15 protein-coding genes and 2 tRNA genes are annotated in these 18,985 nt (G+C 64.1%); 16 read left to right on the top strand and 1 reads right to left on the bottom strand.

Annotated elements, in window-relative coordinates; translation table 11 throughout:
• Window position 1: 1 nt before the first annotated feature.
• The 15 genes from nuoI (at window position 2) to pnp (ending at window position 16,395) form a co-directional block, all read left to right on the top strand.
• A complete protein-coding gene (nuoI, locus tag WKB25_RS18630) occupies window positions 2–490 on the top strand; it encodes an NADH-quinone oxidoreductase subunit NuoI (protein WP_005417924.1) in 489 nt (162 codons plus the stop codon).
• A 9-nt stretch (window positions 491–499) separates the two neighbouring features.
• Window positions 500–1,156: an NADH-quinone oxidoreductase subunit J gene (locus WKB25_RS18625; RefSeq protein WP_340572262.1), complete on the top strand. Its 657-nt coding sequence runs from the start codon at window positions 500–502 to the stop codon at window positions 1,154–1,156.
• Window positions 1,153–1,458: an NADH-quinone oxidoreductase subunit NuoK gene (gene nuoK / locus WKB25_RS18620; RefSeq protein WP_006381125.1), complete on the top strand. Its 306-nt coding sequence runs from the start codon at window positions 1,153–1,155 to the stop codon at window positions 1,456–1,458. Before WKB25_RS18625 ends, nuoK begins: the two co-directional genes overlap by 4 nt.
• A 7-nt stretch (window positions 1,459–1,465) precedes the next feature.
• A complete protein-coding gene (gene nuoL / locus WKB25_RS18615) occupies window positions 1,466–3,625 on the top strand; it encodes an NADH-quinone oxidoreductase subunit L (protein ID WP_340572260.1) in 2,160 nt (719 codons plus the stop codon).
• A 23-nt stretch (window positions 3,626–3,648) separates the two neighbouring features.
• Window positions 3,649–5,157: an NADH-quinone oxidoreductase subunit M gene (locus WKB25_RS18610; RefSeq protein ID WP_312108567.1), complete on the top strand. Its 1,509-nt coding sequence runs from the start codon at window positions 3,649–3,651 to the stop codon at window positions 5,155–5,157.
• A 15-nt stretch (window positions 5,158–5,172) separates the two neighbouring features.
• Window positions 5,173–6,633, top strand: a complete 1,461-nt coding sequence (gene nuoN / locus WKB25_RS18605; RefSeq protein ID WP_340572255.1) for an NADH-quinone oxidoreductase subunit NuoN — start codon at window positions 5,173–5,175, stop codon at window positions 6,631–6,633.
• A 128-nt stretch (window positions 6,634–6,761) separates the two neighbouring features.
• Window positions 6,762–6,838 (top strand) — tRNA-Met (locus tag WKB25_RS18600).
• An 84-nt stretch (window positions 6,839–6,922) separates the two neighbouring features.
• A tRNA-Met gene (locus tag WKB25_RS18595) sits at window positions 6,923–6,999 on the top strand.
• Window positions 7,000–7,355: 356 nt separating this feature from the next.
• Window positions 7,356–7,946: a ribosome maturation factor RimP gene (gene rimP, locus WKB25_RS18590; RefSeq protein ID WP_089236292.1), complete on the top strand. Its 591-nt coding sequence runs from the start codon at window positions 7,356–7,358 to the stop codon at window positions 7,944–7,946.
• A 4-nt stretch (window positions 7,947–7,950) separates the two neighbouring features.
• Entirely contained in the window at window positions 7,951–9,462 is a 1,512-nt protein-coding gene (nusA, locus tag WKB25_RS18585; RefSeq protein ID WP_340572253.1) for a transcription termination factor NusA, read from the top strand.
• A gap of 92 nt (window positions 9,463–9,554) precedes the next feature.
• The gene (gene infB / locus WKB25_RS18580) at window positions 9,555–12,200 is read left to right on the top strand and encodes a translation initiation factor IF-2 (RefSeq protein WP_340572251.1); all 2,646 of its coding nucleotides are present in this window, start codon (window positions 9,555–9,557) and stop codon (window positions 12,198–12,200) included.
• Window positions 12,201–12,299: 99 nt separating this feature from the next.
• Window positions 12,300–12,683, top strand: coding sequence for a 30S ribosome-binding factor RbfA (gene rbfA / locus WKB25_RS18575; protein ID WP_089236289.1), 384 nt, complete (start codon window positions 12,300–12,302; stop codon window positions 12,681–12,683).
• A gap of 109 nt (window positions 12,684–12,792) precedes the next feature.
• Entirely contained in the window at window positions 12,793–13,701 is a 909-nt protein-coding gene (gene truB, locus WKB25_RS18570) for a tRNA pseudouridine(55) synthase TruB (RefSeq protein ID WP_340572249.1), read from the top strand.
• A 177-nt stretch (window positions 13,702–13,878) separates the two neighbouring features.
• Window positions 13,879–14,139 carry a 30S ribosomal protein S15 gene (gene rpsO / locus WKB25_RS18565; RefSeq protein ID WP_005410445.1) on the top strand — a complete coding sequence of 87 codons (261 nt, stop codon included), beginning with the start codon at window positions 13,879–13,881 and terminating at the stop codon, window positions 14,137–14,139.
• A gap of 147 nt (window positions 14,140–14,286) precedes the next feature.
• The gene (gene pnp, locus WKB25_RS18560) at window positions 14,287–16,395 is read left to right on the top strand and encodes a polyribonucleotide nucleotidyltransferase (protein WP_025876239.1); all 2,109 of its coding nucleotides are present in this window, start codon (window positions 14,287–14,289) and stop codon (window positions 16,393–16,395) included.
• Between the two features lie 131 nt (window positions 16,396–16,526).
• On the opposite strand, the gene WKB25_RS18555 is transcribed toward pnp, so the two are convergent.
• Window positions 16,527–17,531: a hypothetical protein gene (locus WKB25_RS18555; RefSeq protein WP_340572246.1), complete on the bottom strand. Its 1,005-nt coding sequence runs from the start codon at window positions 17,529–17,531 to the stop codon at window positions 16,527–16,529.
• A 205-nt stretch (window positions 17,532–17,736) separates the two neighbouring features.
• Between WKB25_RS18555 and WKB25_RS18550 the strand changes: the two genes are divergently transcribed.
• On the top strand, window positions 17,737–18,927 hold the full coding sequence (locus tag WKB25_RS18550) for a glycoside hydrolase family 18 protein (protein WP_340572244.1): 1,191 nt from the start codon (window positions 17,737–17,739) through the stop codon (window positions 18,925–18,927).
• Window positions 18,928–18,985: the final 58 nt, after the last annotated feature.

Raw genomic sequence — 18,985 nt, 5'->3', positions numbered from 1 at the left:
GATGAACAGGATTACCCATTACTTCAAGAGCCTGCTGCTGCTCGAACTGCTTGCCGGTCTCTGGCTGACGCTGAAGTACAGCTTCAAGCCGAAGTACACGATGATGTACCCGATGGAGAAGTTCCCGCAGTCGCCGCGCTTCCGTGGCCTGCACGCCCTGCGCCGTTATCCAAACGGTGAAGAGCGCTGCATCGCCTGCAAGCTGTGCGAAGCGGTGTGCCCGGCATTGGCCATCACCATCGATTCGGCCAAGCGCGAGGACGGCACCCGCCGTACCACGCGCTACGACATCGATCTGTTCAAGTGCATCTTCTGCGGCTTCTGTGAGGAAAGCTGCCCGGTGGACTCGATCGTCGAAACCCACATCCTCGAGTACCACTTCGAGAATCGTGGCGAAAACATCGTTACCAAGCCGCAGCTGCTGGCCCTGGGCGACCGTCTCGAATCCGAGATCGCCGAGCGTCGTGCCGCCGATGCCGCTTACCGCTGAGGTCGAGAGATGGATTGGGTAAATATCGCTTTCTGGGTCTTCGCCATCGCGGCAACGGTTTCGGCCGGTGCGGTGATCAGCGTGCGCAACCCCGTGCATGCTGTCCTGTGCCTGGTGCTGACCTTCTTCTCCATCGCCTGCGTGTGGCTGCTGGTCGGCGCCGAGTTCCTCGGTGTTGCGCTGGTGCTGGTCTACGTCGGTGCGGTGATGGTGCTGTTCCTGTTCGTGGTGATGATGCTGGACATCGATCCTACGAAGATGCGTGAAGGCTGGGTGCGCTACCTGCCGGTCGGCCTCATCGTTGCCGTGGCGATGCTGGTGCAGATGCTGACCCTGATCGGCGTGAAGGGCAGGGCGGTCACTCCGTTCCCGGCCGACAACGCCGCTGCGGTCGCTGCAGACAGCTCCAATGTCACCTGGCTGGCCCGCACGCTGTTCACTGAATACCTGCTGCCGTTCGAGTTCGCTGCCGTCATCCTGACCGTGGCCGTGGTGGCCGCGGTAATGCTGACCCTGCGTCGTCGTACCGGTGTAAAGAGCCAGAACCCGGGTGAGCAGACCATGGTCAAGGCGGGCGACCGCCTGCGCATGGTCAAGATGGGCGCCGAAGTGCCGGTCGTGCACAGCAACAGCAAGCCGGTTGCCGGCGAGGAGACCCAGCCGTGATTACCCTTGGCCACATGCTTGCGCTCGGCGCGGTGCTGTTCGCCATCAGCCTGGCCGGTATCTTCCTCAACAGGAAGAACGTCATCGTCCTGTTGATGTCGATCGAACTGATGCTGCTGTCGGTGAACGTCAATTTCGTCGCGTTCTCGCGTCAGTTGGGTGATCCGTCCGGTCAGCTGTTCGTGTTCTTCATCCTGACCGTCGCCGCAGCCGAGGCCGCCATCGGCCTGGCGATCCTGGTGACCCTGTTCCGTACACGCCGAACGATCAATGTCGGCGAAGTCGATTCGTTGAAGGGCTGATCCACAGATGGAAATCACTCTCTCCAAGAGTCTGTTGATCGCAGTGGTGCTTGCACCGCTGTTCGGCAGCATCATCGCCGGCCTGTTCGGTCGCCAGGTCAAGCGCTTCGGTGCGCAGACCATCACCATCCTCGGTGTCGCCGTTGCCTGCGGCCTGTCGATGCACACGCTCTACCAGCTGCTGTGGGGCGGGGCGCAGCCGTTCAACGAGAACCTGTACACGTTCTTCGAAGTCGGCCAGTACTCGGCCCATGTCGGTTTCATGGTCGACAAGCTGACCGCGATGATGATGGTGGTGGTGACCTTCGTGTCGCTGCTGGTCCACATCTACACGATCGGCTACATGCAGGACGATCCGGGTTACCAGCGGTTCTTCAGCTACATCTCGCTGTTCACCTTCTCGATGCTCACCCTGGTGATGAGCAACAACTTCCTGCAGCTGTTCTTCGGCTGGGAAGCAGTGGGCCTGGTGTCATACCTGCTGATCGGCTTCTGGTTCAAGCGCCCGACCGCGATCTTCGCCAACATGAAGGCGTTCCTGGTCAACCGCGTCGGTGACTTCGGCTTCCTGCTGGGCATCGCCGGTGTGTTGTGGGTGTTCGGTACCCTGGATTACTCGCAGGTGTTCTCGCAGGCTGGCATGCTCGCCGACCCGCGCGCACAGCTGCAGATCTGGGACGGCACCATGTTCGGCATGCAGCTGCTCAACGAGCCGGTGATCTGGTCGATCGCCACCGTCATCTGCATCGGCCTGTTCATCGGCGCCATGGGCAAGTCGGCGCAGGTTCCGCTGCACGTGTGGCTGCCGGATTCGATGGAAGGCCCGACCCCGATCTCGGCGCTGATCCACGCTGCGACGATGGTGACCGCCGGTATCTTCATGGTCACCCGCATGTCGCCGTTGTTCGAGCTGTCGCAGACCGCGTTGAACTTCATCCTGTTCATCGGTGCCACCACCGCGTTCTTCACCGGCCTGATCGGCATCGTGCAGAACGACATCAAGCGCGTCGTCGCGTACTCCACGCTGTCGCAGCTGGGTTACATGACCGTGGCGCTGGGTGTGTCGGCGTACTCCGCTGCCGTGTTCCACCTGATGACCCATGCCTTCTTCAAGGCGCTGCTGTTCCTCGGTGCCGGCTCGGTCATCATCGCGATGCACCACGAGCAGGACATGCGCAAGATGGGCGGCCTGCGCAAGTACATGCCGATCACCTTCATCACCATGTGGATCGGCACTCTGGCCCTGGTCGGTACGCCGTTCTTCTCCGGCTTCTACTCGAAGGACACCATCATCGAGGCCGCCGAGATCCATGCCCACATGCAGGACAGCTGGGTGGCCACCTATGGCTACTGGGCGGTGCTGGGTGGCGTGCTGGTGACCAGCTTCTACAGCTTCCGCCTGCTGTTCCTGACCTTCCACGGCAAGGAACGCTTCCGCGATGCACACGATGATCACGGCCATGGTCATGACGACCACCATGCCGCCGACGCACACCATGCCGACGCGCATGACGACCACGGCCACGGCCACGGTCCGCACGAACCGCATGAAACGCCGTGGGTGGTGACGCTGCCGCTGATCCTGCTGGCCATCCCGTCGATCGCCATCGGTTTCTTCAGCATCGGTCCGATGCTGCACGGCACCGACTGGGCCGGTCACCACGCCCACGAGGCGATCAAGGGCCAGGTCAACACGTTCTTCACCGGCATCGTCGATTTCTACGATCCGGCCAAGAACACCGTGGCCTTCCTGGGCGAGGAGTTCCATGGTCCGGTGGCGTTCGCGCTGCACGGCATGATGCTGCCGCCGTTCTGGCTGACCCTGGCAGGCTTCCTGCTGGCTGCGTTGTTCTACCTGTGGAAGCCGGACCTGTCGGGCAAGGCGCGCAAGGCCTTTGCTCCGGTGGTGTCCGTGCTGGAAAACAAGTACGGCTTCGACAAGCTGTGGATCGATGGCCTCGCCGGTGGCAGCGTCAAGCTGGGCAAGGTCTCGCGCTGGATCGACAGCAACATCGTCGACGGCGTGGTCAATCTCTCGGCACGTGTTGTGGACGTCGCAGCCAGCGTGCTGCGCCGTACCCAATCCGGTTTCCTCTATCACTACGCCTTCGCGATGATCATCGGCCTGATTGCCCTCCTGGGCGTGCTGATGCATTACCTGCGTTGATGACCTGTACGGAATAAGAAGACGTGTCGAACTGGCCTCTACTCAGTGTCCTCATCTGGCTGCCGATCCTCGGCGGTGCCCTGATCCTTGCGATCCGTGATGCGCAGACCGCCCGCTGGGCGTCGCTGGGCGTCGCGGTGCTGACCTTCGTGGCGAGTCTCTCGCTGCTGGGCGGCTACAACCCGGGCATCGACGCGCTGCAGTTCGTCGAGACCCACGCCTGGATCCCGACCTACAACATCGGCTACAACCTGGGCGTGGACGGCATCGCCGTAGCGCTGATCCTGCTGACCACGCTGGTCAGCGTGCTCGCACTGATCGGTGCCTGGAGCGCGATCGACAAGCGCGTGAACCAGTACGTGGCCGCCTTCCTGATCCTGGAAGGTGTCACCGTCGGTATCTTCTCGGCCACGGACGCGATGCTGTTCTACGTGTTCTTCGAGGCGATGCTGATCCCGATGTTCCTGATCATCGGTGTCTGGGGCGGCCCGCGCCGCATCTACGCCGCGCTGAAGTTCTTCCTGTACACCTTCCTCGGCTCGGTGCTGATGCTGGTGGCGCTGATCTACCTGTACATGAAGGGGGGCAGCTTCCAGCTGGCCGACCTGTATGCACTGCAGCTGTCGGGCAAGGAACAGACCTGGATCTTCTTCGCCTTCCTGATCGCGTTCGCGGTCAAGGTGCCGATGTTCCCGGTGCACACCTGGCTGCCGGACGCGCACGTGGAAGCGCCGACCGCCGGTTCGGTGATCCTGGCCGCCATCGCGCTGAAGATCGGTGGCTACGGCTTCCTGCGCTTCAACCTGCCGATCGTCCCCGATGCATCGCAGGAATGGGCATGGCTGGTCATCGCACTGTCGCTGATCGCGGTGATCTACGTCGGCCTGGTCGCCCTGGTGCAGGACGACATGAAGAAGCTGATCGCCTATTCGTCGATCGCGCACATGGGCTTCGTCACCCTGGGCACCTTCATCGCCCTGTGGCTGGTGCGTGAAGCCGGCAACGTCGATGCGGCCCGCCTGGGCCTGCAGGGCGCCATGGTGCAGATGATCTCGCACGGCTTCGTGTCCGGCGCGATGTTCTCCTGCGTCGGCGTGCTGTACGACCGCATGCACAGCCGCCGCATCGCCGATTACGGCGGCGTGGTCAACGTGATGCCCTGGTTCGCCACCTTCGCCATGCTGTTCTTCATGGCCAACGCGGGCCTGCCGGGTACCAGTGGTTTCGTCGGTGAATTCATGGTCATCCTGTCGGCGTTCCAGCGGAACCCGTGGATCGCCCTGGGCGCGGCCACCACCCTGATCATCGGTGCGGCCTACACCCTGTGGCTGTACAAGCGAATCTTCTTCGGTGAGGTGGCCAACAGCCACGTCGCCGAACTGAAGGACATCAACGGCCGCGAATGGCTGGTGCTGGGCGTGTTCGCCATTGGCGTGCTGGCCCTGGGCATCTACCCCAAGCCGCTGACCGACCTGATGGAGCCCTCGATCGCAAAGCTGGCGATGCAGATCGCATCCAGCAAGTTGCTGTAATTCCAGGATTTGATGATGACCACCTCGCCGCTGCTGCCACTGACCGCCGCTGACCTGCCACCGCTCGCTCCCGAGCTGGTGCTGATCGGCAGCGCCTTCGCCCTGATGATCCTCGACCTGTTCGTCAGCGAGCGGAACAAGATCGTCACCCACCTGTTCTCGGTCGCCGCACTGGCCGTGGTGCTGTTCATGCTGGCCACCGGCGTGGGCGGGCAGGGGGAGGTCTTCCATGGCATGTTCGTGCGCGATACCGCCGCGGACGTGATGAAGACCGGGATCGTGCTGCTCAGCGGCCTGACCCTGATCTACGGCTGGGGCTACCTGCGCGAGCGCAAGCTGTTCCAGGGTGAGATTCCGGTGCTGATCCTGTTCGGCACCGCCGGCATGATGATCCTGGTCTCCGCAGGCAGCCTGCTGATGGTGTACCTGGGCCTGGAACTGCTGGCCCTGTGCTCCTACGCACTGGTCGCCAGCAACCGTGAGAACGGCCTGGCCTCGGAAGCGGCGATGAAGTACATCGTCCTCGGCTCGCTGGCCTCGGGTCTGCTGCTGTACGGCATGTCGCTGATCTACGGCGCCACCGGCAGCCTGCACCTGGATGCCATCCAGGCCGCCATCCCGCACTCGGAAGAGCGCGTGCTGCTGATCACCGGCGCGGTATTCATGATTGCCGGTGTTGCCTTCAAGCTGGGTGCCGCACCGTTCCACATGTGGCTGCCGGACGTGTACCAGGGTGCTCCGGCACCGATCGCGCTGTTCATCAGCTCGGCACCGAAGCTGGCTGCCTTCGGCATGGCCTACCGCCTGCTTGAAATGGGCGTGGGCCCGCTGTCGACCGAACTGCAGCTGCTGATCGCAGGCCTGGCCGCGGTCTCGCTGGTGATCGGCAACCTGATGGCCATCGCGCAGAGCAACCTCAAGCGCATGCTGGCGTTCTCCACGGTCTCGCATATCGGCTTCCTGCTGATGGGCATCGCCGGTGGCGGTTCGCAGGGTTATGCGGCGGCGCTGTTCTACGCCCTGGCCTACGCGATCATGTCGACCGCCGCCTTCGGCGCGATCATCGCGCTGTCGCGCGCCGGCTTCGAGGCCGAGAACATCGAGGACTTCAAGGGCCTGAATGCCCGCAACCCGTGGATGGCCGGCCTCGTGCTGTGCATCATGGCGTCGCTGGCAGGCATCCCGCCGTTCCTCGGTTTCTGGACCAAGCTGGCCGTGCTCGGCGCCGCCATCAACGGCGGCCTGCTGTGGCTGGCGATCCTGGGCGTGCTGTGCGCGGTGGTCGGCTGCTTCTACTACCTGCGTGTCATCAAGGTCATGTACTTCGATGAGCCGGTGGGCGAGGCCATGCCGCGCAGCAAGGACCGCGTGCTGGGTGTGGTGCTGGGCGTGAACGCACTGGCATTGCTGGCGCTGGGCCTGGCTTGGAACCCGATCATGGTCTGGTGCCAGCAGGCATTTGCGCATCTTGCATAAAAGTTGACACAAAGCTGCGCGATTCGTGTAATATACGCAGCTTGAGTTGTCACTGCAGCGGTTCAGCCAGAACATCGTTGCGGAGCGCCTCCCTCGTCAGAGTGGGGCAGCGGTTCAAACACTTCCGGTGCGGGGTGGAGCAGTCTGGCAGCTCGTCGGGCTCATAACCCGAAGGTCGCAGGTTCAAATCCTGCCCCCGCTACCAACACATCGAATCGGCGCCAACCTTTTCGATGAATGAGGAAAAGCTTGCAGGTTTTGAAGTTACCCCTCATAATTCCGCTTATGATGCGGGGTGGAGCAGTCTGGCAGCTCGTCGGGCTCATAACCCGAAGGTCGCAGGTTCAAATCCTGCCCCCGCTACCAAGTAAAGAATGCGCCTTCGAAGTTCTGCTTCGAAGGCGTTTTTCTTTGGCGCTTCCGCCGATCCGCCGGGCCATGCCCGGGGAGCGCAGCGGAGCGTTTCAGCACGGCCGCAGCCTTGCACCAGAGCGGTGCAGGGGCTATCATCAGCGGCCTAGAAGTACCCCTGACGGCGGCGCTCCCCATCGGAGATCCACCCGGAAGGAGGGCCGCAACACGCTTGTTCAGCGCGTTGCAACCGGAATCCAGTCACCGGAGTCTTTCCGGAAAAGGGGCCCAGCGGGCCCTTCGTCGTTTTCGGGGCGTGATGTTTCCATGCTGGCCACGGCCGGCACCCAACCAAGAGATCAAGGCAGGCTGTGAGCGACAAGGCAACCGACATCGCGAATCTGCTCGCCCCGACCGTTGTGTCGCTGGGCCTGGAGCTGCTGGGCGTTGAGTATCTGCCGGCCCCCGGCGGTGCGACCCTTCGCCTTTACATCGACGTGCCGCTGGCGGAACAGCCGGAGCGCATCATCAATGTGGACGACTGTGAGCGGGTAAGCCGCGAAGTCTCCGCACAGATGGACGTCGAGGACCCGATCAGCGGCAATTACACGCTGGAAGTGTCCTCGCCGGGCGTGGATCGCCCGCTGTTCAACCTGGAGCAGTTCGGTCGTCACCTCGGCGAATCGGCCAAGGTCACCCTGAAACTGCCGCAGGAAAACCGCCGCCGCCTGCAGGGTCGCATCGACGCGATCGACGAGGCGCAGGGCAGCATCACCTTCATCGTCGACAACACCGCACTGGTGGTGTCGGCCGACAACATCGACAAGGCGCGGATCATGCCTGACTGGGTGGCGCTGGGGCTGGCCCCGAGCAAGCCGACCGGTCCGGCACCGAAGCGTCCGAAGCCGAACAAGAATTCTTCTTCCAACGAGCCGGCGGCAAAGAAGCCGCGCGCGGAGTGAGCCAATGAGCAAGGAACTGTTGCTGGTAGTGGACGCGGTCGCCAACGAGAAGGGCGTGCCGCGTGAAGTGATCTTCGATGCCATCGAGGCCGCCCTGGCCTCGGCAGCGAAGAAGCGCTATCCCGACGAGGAAGTGCTGACCCGCGTGGTCATCGATCACAAGGATGGCAACTACGAAACCTACCGCCGCTGGGAAGTGGTGGCCGATGACGTGGTGATGGAATCGCCGGATCGCCAGATCCGCCTGATGGACGCGATCGACGAAGCCGAAGGCGTGGACGTCGGCGATTACATCGAAGAGCAGATCGAGAACCCCGACTTCGGTCGCATCGCCGCCCAGGCCGCCAAGCAGGTGATCGTGCAGCGCGTGCGCGAAGCCGAGCGCCAGCAGGTTGTCGATGCGTGGGCCGACCGTGTGGGCGAGCTGATCACCGGTGTGGTCAAGCGCGCCGAGCGCGGCAACATCTATGTCGACCTTGGCGGCAACGCTGAAGGTTTCATTCCGAAGGACAAGGGCATTCCGCGTGATGTCCTGCGTGCCGGCGACCGCGTCCGCGGTTACCTGGCCGAAGTGCGTTCGGAGCCGCGTGGCCCGCAGCTGTTCATCAGCCGCGCTGCGCCGGAATTCATGATCGAGCTGTTCAAGCTGGAAGTGCCGGAAGTCGGCCAGGGCCTGGTGGAAATCAAGGCCTGTGCCCGCGATCCGGGCGACCGCGCCAAGATCGCCGTGCTGGCCCACGACCAGCGCACCGATCCGATCGGCGCCTGCATCGGCATGCGTGGTTCGCGCGTGCAGGCCGTGTCCAACGAGCTCAACGGCGAGCGCGTGGACATCGTCCTGTGGAACGAGAACCCGGCCAACTTCGTCATCAACGCGATGGCGCCGGCCGAAGTGCAGTCGATCATCGTCGATGAAGACAAGCATTCGATGGACCTGGCTGTTGCTGAAGACCGCCTGGCCCAGGCGATCGGCAAGGGCGGCCAGAACGTGCGCCTGGCCAGCCGCCTGACCGGATGGCAGCTCAACGTGATGACCCAGGACCAGGTGACCGCCAAGTCGGAAGCCGAGCAGGCTTCGGCCCGCCAGCTCTTCATGGACAAGCTGGAAGTGGACGAGGAAATCGCTGGCATCCTGGTCAGCGAAGGCTTCGGCACGGTCGAGGAAATTGCATATGTACCGGTCGGCGAACTGCTGGCCGTGGAAGGTTTCGACGAAGACATCGTCGAAGAGCTGCGCGCACGTGCCCGCGATGCGCTGCTCAATGAGGCCCTGGCAGTCGAGGAAGGCCTGGAGGAGGGCCAGCCGGCGCAGGACCTGCTGTCCCTGGAGGGCATGGACGAAGCCACCGCATATGCGTTGGCCGGCCACGGCGTGCGTACCAGCGAGGACTTGTCCGACCTGGCCGCCGACGAGGTCATGGACTTCGGCATTGAAGGGCTGGACCAGGAGCGCGCCGCGGCGCTGATCCTGGCCGCGCGTGCCGAGGAAATCGCCCGACTGGAACGCGGCGAATGAGCCGGCAATGAACAGGGCCCTGAGCCGATCAGGGCGTAGAATCCGCGCCACCTCCAGATGCGGGGGGGCGCCCACAAGATCATAGGATCCGAATGTCGCAGCAAACCACCATCCGCAAGCTTGCTGAACTGGTCAATACACCGGTCGAAAAACTGCTGGAACAGCTGGCTGGTGCCGGCATGAAGTTCAGCGGTCCCGATCAGGTCGTGACCAGCTCCGAGAAAGTGAAGCTCCTGGGCTTCCTTCGTCGCTCGCACGGCAAGCCCGAGCAGGCCCCGGAAGAGACTGATCAGTCTGCCAAGAAGATCACCCTCAACCGTCGCAAGCAACAAGAAGTGACGGTCAGTTCCGGTCGCAGCAAGACAACCGTGAACGTGGAAGTGCGCCAGAAGCGCACCTACGTCAAGGCCGATGGTGGTCGCGCGATGACCCCGGACGAAGAGCGTGCCGACATCCTGCGCAAGCTGGAAGAGTCGCGCGCGCGCAACCTTGCCGAGCAGCAGGCACTGGCCGAGAAGGACCGCCTGCGTGACGAGGCCATCGTCCGTGCACGCGAGGAAGAAGTCGCTGCCAAGGAGCGTGCCGAGGCCGAGAAGAAGGCGGCCGAGGAAGCTGCGGTTGCCGCCAAGGCTGCCGAGGCCCTGGCTGCCAACAAGCCCAAGGTGCGTGCTCCGATCGATGAAACCGCGCCGCGCCCGCCGCGCGCTCCGGCCGCAGCCCCGGCTGCTCCGCGTAGTGCAGCGCCGCCGCGCAGCGACGACCGCAACAACCGCAACGCGCCGCGCAACGAGCGTGGACCGGGTGACCGCTTTGCCGGTCAGATGCACCTGTCCGCCGCCGATCGTGCGCGCCGTGGCAACAGCAACAACAGCAACAACCGTGGTCGTCCGGGCAGCCGTCCGACATCCGGCCGTCGCGACATGTCGCGCGGCGGTGGCAACTCCGGCCCGCACGCCTTCGAGCGTCCGACCGCACCGGTCGTGCGTGAAGTGGCGATCGGCGACACCATCACCGTAGCCGACCTGGCGCAGAAGCTCGCGCTGAAGGGCGGCGAGGTGGTGAAGGCGCTGTTCAAGATGGGCGTGATGGCCACCATCACCCAGTCCATCGACCACGACACCGCGGCACTGGTCACCGAAGAACTGGGCCACAAGGCGATCCGCGCCAGCGACAACGACGCCGAAGACGCGCTGTTGGCATCGGCGGGTGAGAACAAGGGCGAGGCCGTGCAGCGTCCGCCGGTGGTCACCATCATGGGCCACGTCGACCACGGCAAGACCTCGTTGCTGGATTACATCCGTCGCACCAAGGTCGCCACCGGCGAAGCCGGCGGCATCACCCAGCATATCGGTGCGTACCACGTTGAAACGCCGAAGGGCGTCATCAGCTTCCTGGATACCCCGGGCCACGCCGCGTTCACCTCGATGCGTGCCCGCGGTGCCAAGCTGACCGACATCGTGGTTCTGGTCGTGGCGGCCGATGATGGCGTCATGCCGCAGACCAAGGAAGCGATCCAGCACGCCCGTTCGGCGGGTGTGCCGCTGATCGTGGCGATCAACAAGATCGACAAGTCCGGCGCCGACCCGATGCGGGTCAAGAACGAACTGCTGTCCGAGCAGGTCGTGGCCGAAGACTTCGGTGGCGACACCCAGATGGTGGAAATCTCGGCCAAGACCGGCCTGGGCATCGACGATCTGCTGGAAGCTGTTTCGGTCCAGGCTGAGCTGCTGGAACTGAAGGCGGTCGACGAGGGTCGTGCCAACGGCGTGGTCATCGAATCGTCGCTGGACAAGGGCCGTGGCCCGATCGCGACGGTGCTGGTGCAGCAGGGCCGCCTGAAGAAGGGCGATTACCTGGTGTGCGGTATCCAGTACGGCCGCGTGCGTGCGCTGTTCGACGAAACCGGCAAGCAGCCGGAGTTCGCGGGTCCGTCCATCCCGGTGCAGGTCCTGGGCCTGTCCGGCGTGCCGGAAGCCGGTGACGACTTCGTCGTCGTCGACGACGAGCGTCTGGCCAAGGACGTTGCCCAGCAGCGTGAGACCAAGCGCCGTGAATCGCGCCTGGTCGCCACCGCTGGCAGCCGCATGGAAGACATCATGGCGACGCTGGGCAAGGGCGAGGGCCAGCAGGTCCTCAACCTGGTCATCAAGGCCGACGTGCAGGGTTCGGTGCAGGCGTTGAGCCAGGCCCTGGTGGCGTTGTCCAACGACGACATCCGCATCAACGTGATCCACTCCGGCGTGGGCGGCATCACCGAGTCGGACGCCAATTCGGCCGCCGCTTCGAAGGCCACCGTCATCGGCTTCAACGTGCGTGCGGATGCTTCGGCCCGTCGCATCATCGAATCCAACGGCGTGGACCTGCGTTACTTCTCGATCATCTATGACGTGATCGATCAGGTGAAGCAGGTGGCCTCCGGTCTGCTGGGCGTGGAGATCCGCGAAGAGATCATCGGTATCGCCGAGGTCCGCGATGTCTTCCGCAGCTCCAAGCTGGGTGCCGTCGCCGGCAGCATGGTCATCGAGGGTGTGGTCAAGCGCAACAAGCCGATCCGTGTCCTGCGCGACAGCGTGGTGATCTTCGAAGGCGAGCTGGAATCGCTGCGCCGCTTCAAGGAAAACGTCGAGGAAGTCCGCAACGGTACCGAGTGTGGTATCGCGGTGAAGGCTTACAACGACGTCAAGCCGGGTGACCAGATCGAGTGCTTCGAGCGTATCGAAGTGCCGCGCACCCTGTAATGCTGCGACGGACCGGCCCTCACGGGCCGGTCTCGTTTCATCCCGTAAACTATAGGGCCTGACCTCGGTCGGGCCACAATCGAATCAAGAGCCTGCCGCGTGCCCAAGACTTTCCATCGAACCGACCGTGTCTCCGCCCAGCTGCGCCGTGAACTCGGCACCCTGGTGCACAACGCTGTGCGCGAGCACGGGTTGCCCTCGGTGAGCGTGTCCGACGTGGAAATCACCCGCGACATGGCCCACGCCAAGGTGTTCGTCACCGCGCTGATGCCGGAACGTTCGGTTGAAGCCATGAAGGGCCTGAAGGAACTGGCCTGGGGCCTGCGCATGGAGCTGGCACGCGCGATGAAGCTGCGGCATGTGCCGGAGCTGCATTTCCATTACGACGACTCGGTCGATCGTGGCGAGCGCATCGACAACCTGCTGCGCGACCTGCCCGATACCGTGGCCGCCGAAAAGCGTCGCGAAGGCGACGAAGAATAACCGCGCGACGCCGGGCATGCCCGGCGTTGTTGCATTCCGGCTGCGCGATGTCTGATGCAGACCGCGCTGCGCGCTCGCCGGGCATGGCCCGGCGCTACCCGTACCTGTCATGACCCGAATTCAGTTCCGCCGCCTGGATGGCATCCTGCTGCTCGACAAGCCGACCGGCATGAGCTCCAACGCCGCGCTGCAGGTCGCCCGTCGCCTGTTCCGTGCGGAGAAGGGCGGCCACACCGGCAGCCTTGACCCGCTGGCCACCGGCCTGCTGCCGTTGTGCTTCGGCGAAGCCACCAAGATCGCCGGCCTGCTGCTGGGCTCGGCCAAGGCCTACGACGCCGAGATCGTGCTGGGCCAGACCACCGATACCGATGATGCCGAGGGCCAGGTGCTGCTTGAGCGGCCGGTGCCTGCGATCAGTCCCGAGACCCTGCAGGCGGCGATCGCGCCGCTGCTGGGCGACATCCTGCAGCGTGCGCCGATCTATTCCGCGCTCAAGCAGGGCGGGGAACCGCTCTATGTGAAGGCCCGTCGAGGCGACGCCATCGAGGCGCCCGAGCGCCAGGTCAAGGTCCATGCCATCAAGATGCTGGAGCAGCAGCCCGAGCGGCTGCGGCTGCGGGTCACCTGCGGCTCGGGCACCTATATCCGCAGTCTGGCCCGTGATCTTGGTGAAACGCTGGGCTGCGGGGCGCACATCAGTGCCCTGCGTCGTTTGTGGGTCGAGCCGTTCCGCGAGCCGGCGATGGTCACCCTGGATCAGCTGAGGGCGCTGGTGGAGGCACAGGACGAGGCCGCCATGGACGCGCTGCTGCTGCCGTTGGCGGCCGGTCTGTCCGAGTACCCCCGGATTGACCTGGACGCCGAGCAGACCCAGCGTTTCTGCGTGGGCCAGCGCCAGCGCGGCCCTTCCTGGCCGCGCGGCCTGGTGGCCGTGTTCGGTCCCGGATCGGTGGCGCAGGGCCTGGGCCAGGTCGACGATAGCGGTCTGCTGGCCCCGCAGCGCCGCTTCAACCTCTGAACGGGGAAGCCAGGTTCAGCCCCGGACCTTGTTCCAAAGCCCCCTGGCCGTTACAATTCCGCGGCCGTTTTACGGCAGCCTGCCGAAGGCGGGTTTCATCCATTTGTTGGTTCACGGCGAGCCAGGCGGTGCGCGAAAGCGCGTTCCTGCCGGCCACGCATCACAGAGAAAAAAGACATGTCGATCGACACCCAGAAGGTCATTGAAGACAACAAGCGCAGCTCGGCTGACACCGGCTCCCCGGAAGTCCAGGTTGCACTGCTGACCGCCCGCATCGAACTGCTGACCGGCCACTTCAAGACCCACAAGAAGGATCACCACAGCCGCCGCGGTCTGCTGCAGATGGTCAACCGCCGCCGCAGCCTGCTCGACTACCTGAAGAAGAAGGACGTCGAGCGTTACAAGGCCCTGATCGAGAAGCTTGGCCTGCGTCGCTAAGCAACGAATCCCCCGCGGCGCAGCGATGCGCCGCGGTTTTGTTTTGTAGCACCGCAATACCTTTTTCAGACCGGAACGACCGGTCATCCGTTGGCGGCAAGGGTCGCCCCCGGTCCATTCGCAGACAGCATCCCCAAGGACACCCCCGTGGCAAAAATCACCAAAACCTTCCAGTACGGCAAGCACACCGTCACGCTTGAGACCGGCGAAATCGCCCGCCAGGCCGGTGGCGCCGTCATCGTCAAGTTCGACGATACCGTGCTGCTGGTCTCCGCCGTTGCCGCCAAGAGCGCGCGTGAGGGCCAGGACTTCTTCCCCCTGACCTGTGACTACCAGGAGAAGTTCTACGCCGGTGGCCGTATCCCGGGTGGCTTCTTCAAGCGCGAAGGCCGCGCGACCGAGAAGGAAACCCTGATCTCGCGTCTGATCGATCGTCCGATCCGCCCGCTGTTCCCGGAAGACTACAAGAACGAAGTCCAGATCATCGCCACGGTGATGTCGCTGAACCCGGACATCGATGGTGACATCCCGGCCCTGATCGGTGCCTCGGCTGCGCTGTCGCTGGCCGGTACCCCGTTCAAGGGTCCGATCGCCGCCGCCAAGGTGGGTTACAAGAACGGTGAGTACATCCTCAACCCGACCGTGACCGAACTGAAGGATTCGGAGCTGGAGCTGGTCGTTGCCGGTACCGCCAACGCTGTGCTGATGGTGGAATCCGAAGCCGCGCTGCTGTCCGAAGACGTGATGCTGGGCGCTGTGACCTTCGGTCACCGCGAAATGCAGAAGGTCATCAACGCCATCAACGAGCTGACCGTCGAAGCCGGCACCAAGCCGTCGACCTGGGTCGCCCCGGCCAAGAACGACGTGCTGATCAGCGCCCTGCAGGAAGCCATCGGCCCGCGTCTGGGCGAAGCCTTCCAGGTGCGCGACAAGCTGCAGCGCCGCGACGCCATCTCGGCGATCAAGAAGGACGTGGTCGAGTCGCTGGCTGGCCGCGTGGCCGCTGAAGGCTGGAACCCGGCCGAGCTGTCGAAGGAATTCGGCGAGCTGGAATACAGCACCATGCGCAACTCGGTGCTGGACACCAAGGTCCGCATCGACGGCCGTGCGCTGGACACCGTCCGCCCGATCGCAGTGAAGACCGGCATCCTGCCGCGTACCCACGGTTCCTCGCTGTTCACCCGCGGCGAAACGCAGGCCATCGTGACCATCACCCTGGGCACCGCCCGTGATGGCCAGGTCATCGACGCCGTCTCCGGTGAGTACAAAGAGAACTTCCTGTTCCATTACAACTTCCCCCCCTACTCGGTGGGTGAGACCGGCCGCATGATGGGCCCGAAGCGTCGCGAGATCGGCCACGGCCGTCTGGCCAAGCGCGGCGTGCTGGCAGTGATGCCGTCGCTGGAATCCTTCCCGTACACCATCCGTGTCGTGTCGGAAATCACCGAATCCAACGGCTCCTCGTCGATGGCATCGGTCTGCGGCTCGTCGCTGGCCCTGATGGACGCCGGCGTGCCGGTGAAGGCACCGGTTGCCGGTATCGCCATGGGCCTGGTCAAGGAAGGCGATCGCTTCGTCGTCCTGTCCGACATCCTGGGTGACGAAGATCACCTGGGCGACATGGACTTCAAGGTTGCCGGTACCGCTGAGGGCATCTCCGCCCTGCAGATGGACATCAAGATCGAAGGCATCACCGAAGAGATCATGAAGCAGGCTCTGCAGCAGGCCAAGGCTGGCCGTCTGCACATCCTGGGCGAAATGGCCCACGGCCTGACCGCTCCGCGCGAAGAGCTGTCGGACTACGCGCCGCGTCTGCTGACCATCAAGATCCACCCGGACAAGATCCGCGAAGTGATCGGCAAGGGCGGTTCGACCATCCAGGCCATCACCAAGGAAACCGGCACCCAGATCGACATCCAGGATGACGGCACCATCGTCATCGCGTCGGTCAATGCCATCGCTGCGCAGGCTGCCAAGGCCCGCATCGAGCAGATCACCTCGGACGTCGAGCCGGGCCGCATCTACGAAGGCAAGGTCGCCAAGATCATGGACTTCGGTGCGTTCGTCACCATCCTGCCGGGCAAGGACGGCCTGGTGCACGTGTCGCAGATCTCCAGCGACCGCGTCGAGAAGGTCGGCGACGTGCTGAAGGAAGGCGATGTGGTCAAGGTCAAGGTGCTGGAAGTCGACAAGCAGGGCCGTATCCGCCTGTCGATGAAGGCCGTCGAGGAAGGCGAAGGCGCCACCGCCGAGTAATCGACGGTGGGCGTCAACCTTGGTTGACACACCTCGATTCCGGTAGGTGTCAACCTTGGTTGACACACCGAAATGAAAAAGCGGGCTTCGGCCCGCTTTTTCTTTGCCTGCAGCACTCGCCAGGCAAGACGCTACGGCGACGGTTCCTCTGCATCTTCGTGCCCCAGCCACCAGACCTGGCCGGGCTTCGGGTCCGGAAGTGGATGCTCGCGCTGTTCAATTGCCTCCAGCACGCGCCCACTGCCGGCTGCCGTCCATACCGCCATCAGCTTCTCCACTGCGGCCCGGCTCTGTGCGGCGATGCCGAGGTTGCGTTCGCCCTTCCAGTGATCATCATCACGGGTCTCGTCATCGCCACGGTCGTCATCGTGCTGGTGCGGCGTGCCATAGCTGCAGCGCAGGCACAGGTGCCGCACCGAATGGGTCCAGTCCTCGGCCAGACCGATGCCCGGCAAGGTCAGCGCACGCAGCGCGGCAATGTCCTCCGGCCCATCGCACTGCACGAACACGGCATGGGTTGCCATGTCCGACTGCTGCAGACGCTGCATGGCGTTGAATACCGGTACCTGACGCTCACCATGGCTGCGATGCCCGGTGGATGCGCCGTCGTGCAGCACGATGTCGCCGAAGCGGAATCCGCTCTCAGGCAGCGGTACGTTCTCCAGCCTTGCGCGTACCGGATCCAACCGGCGCATGTATACGGTCTCGCCGCTGGACCACGGATTCAAGCGGACACAGGCAACGCCGAAATTGCCGTCGATCGGGCCTTCGCCTTCGGGCAGTGTGATGCCGCAACGGGTCCATTGCCGGCGCGCCTGAGCCCAGTCACCGGCGCCGGTGGCGGCAATGCCGGCGTTCCATGCCGTGGCCTCGTCGAATGCATCGCGCAGCTGTTCCGAGCGCAGGTTGTCCTGCAGCGATGCCGGCCAGTTGCGCAGGTACTTGTGCGCCAACCCGCGCATGTAGTGCAGATTGGGTAGTTCCGGTGTGAGTTCGATCAGCTCGCCGAACAGGGCAGTGGCTTCCGCCAGGTCGCCAGCATCGAACGCCGCATAGGCACGCGCTTCCATTGTCTGCAGCTTTTCGAGGGTTTCGTCGTCCAGCAGTTCGTCGTCTGCGTCGTGGTCTGCGGTCATGTCCGTGTGCCATTGAAGATCCAGCGCCACCTTAGCCCAGGCGGGTCGTGTTTTGTCCTGCTGCGAAGTGCTTCCGACCTTGCGCAGCCACGGCCGTGTCAGCTTCCCTTGCCCGGCCACTGTCCAGCGGACGACTTGCACGGACATCCGCACGCTGGAGCGATGTGTTTGCTAACGTGGCTGCGCCTTCGACCCGGGAGTTTCCATGTTCCGCCAGACCATGGCCGTACTTGCAGTGCTGATCGCCAGTGCCCTGCCCAGTGCAGCGCAGGCAGCGCCGGCGCAACCGCCGATCTTCGGTGCGTACTATCCCGGTGGTTCTGCCGAGCGTTATCCGGTATCGAGCATCCCGGCCGAACGACTCACCCATCTGTTCTATGCGTTTTCCACCATCGAGGACGGACGCTGCGTGATTGGTGCAGAGGCGCCGGCCAACTTCGCCGCGTTGGCCGAGCTCAAGCGCCGTCATCCGCACCTGCGCACGTTGATTTCGATCGGTGGCTGGGGTGCCGGCGGATTCTCCGACGCTGCACTGACCGAGGCCAGCCGCAGGCGCCTGGTCGACTCGTGCATGGCGTTGTTCTTCGAGCGCCATGCCGGCAGTTTCGATGGCGTTGACATCGACTGGGAGTTCCCGGTCAGCGGCGGCCCGAAGGAGCTGGCGCACCGGCCGCAGGACCGCGCCAACCTGACCAAGCTTGCGCAGGCCTTCCGCGTGGCGCTGGATGCACGTGGCAGAACGGCGGGGCAGCCGATGCTGCTGACCGCGGCGCTGGCGGCGGGCCGCCTGCAGACCGATGGGCCCTACGATCCCGCCGCCAGCTACGATCTGCCGGCGTTGGTCAAGGTGTTCGATTTCATCAACCTGATGAGCTACGACATGGGTACCGGCTTCTCGGCGGTGTCGACCTTCAATGCCCCCCTGCATGAAGTGCCGGCCGACCCGCTGGCGCCGGAACTGCGGCGCTGGAACAACGTTGCCGGTGCCGTGCAGTACTACCGCGAGCACGGTGTGCCGGCGGACAAGCTGGTGCTGGGCGTGCCGTTCTATGGGCGCGGTTTCAAGGTCACCGGCGAGTCGGCAGATGGCTTGTACCAGGCCTACAGCGCTCCAGCCGATGCCGGCGACTGGCGGGTGATCAAGGCACGCTATCTCGACCAGCCGGGCTGGAACAAACACTGGCAGCCGCAGGCACAGAGCCCGTGGTTGTACAACCCGACCGAGAAGATTTTCATCAGCTATGAAGACCCGCGTTCGATCGGGCTGCGGGCGCAGTTCGCGCGCGAGCAGGGCCTGGCCGGTGTCTTCATGTGGGAGCTGACCGGTGACGACGACCAGGCCAGCCTGCTCAACGCCATGCTGGCGCCGTGGCAGAAGGCCCGCGTCGGCGACTGAGCGGCTCTGGCAGCGCCGGGCCATTCCCGGCGCTCAAACCGATCATCGATGGCGGATG

The organism is Stenotrophomonas sp. G106K1, assembly GCF_037969685.1.
In the GTDB taxonomy this organism is placed as follows: domain Bacteria; phylum Pseudomonadota; class Gammaproteobacteria; order Xanthomonadales; family Xanthomonadaceae; genus Stenotrophomonas; species Stenotrophomonas lactitubi.
This window is presented reverse-complemented; position numbering and strand designations above follow the sequence as displayed.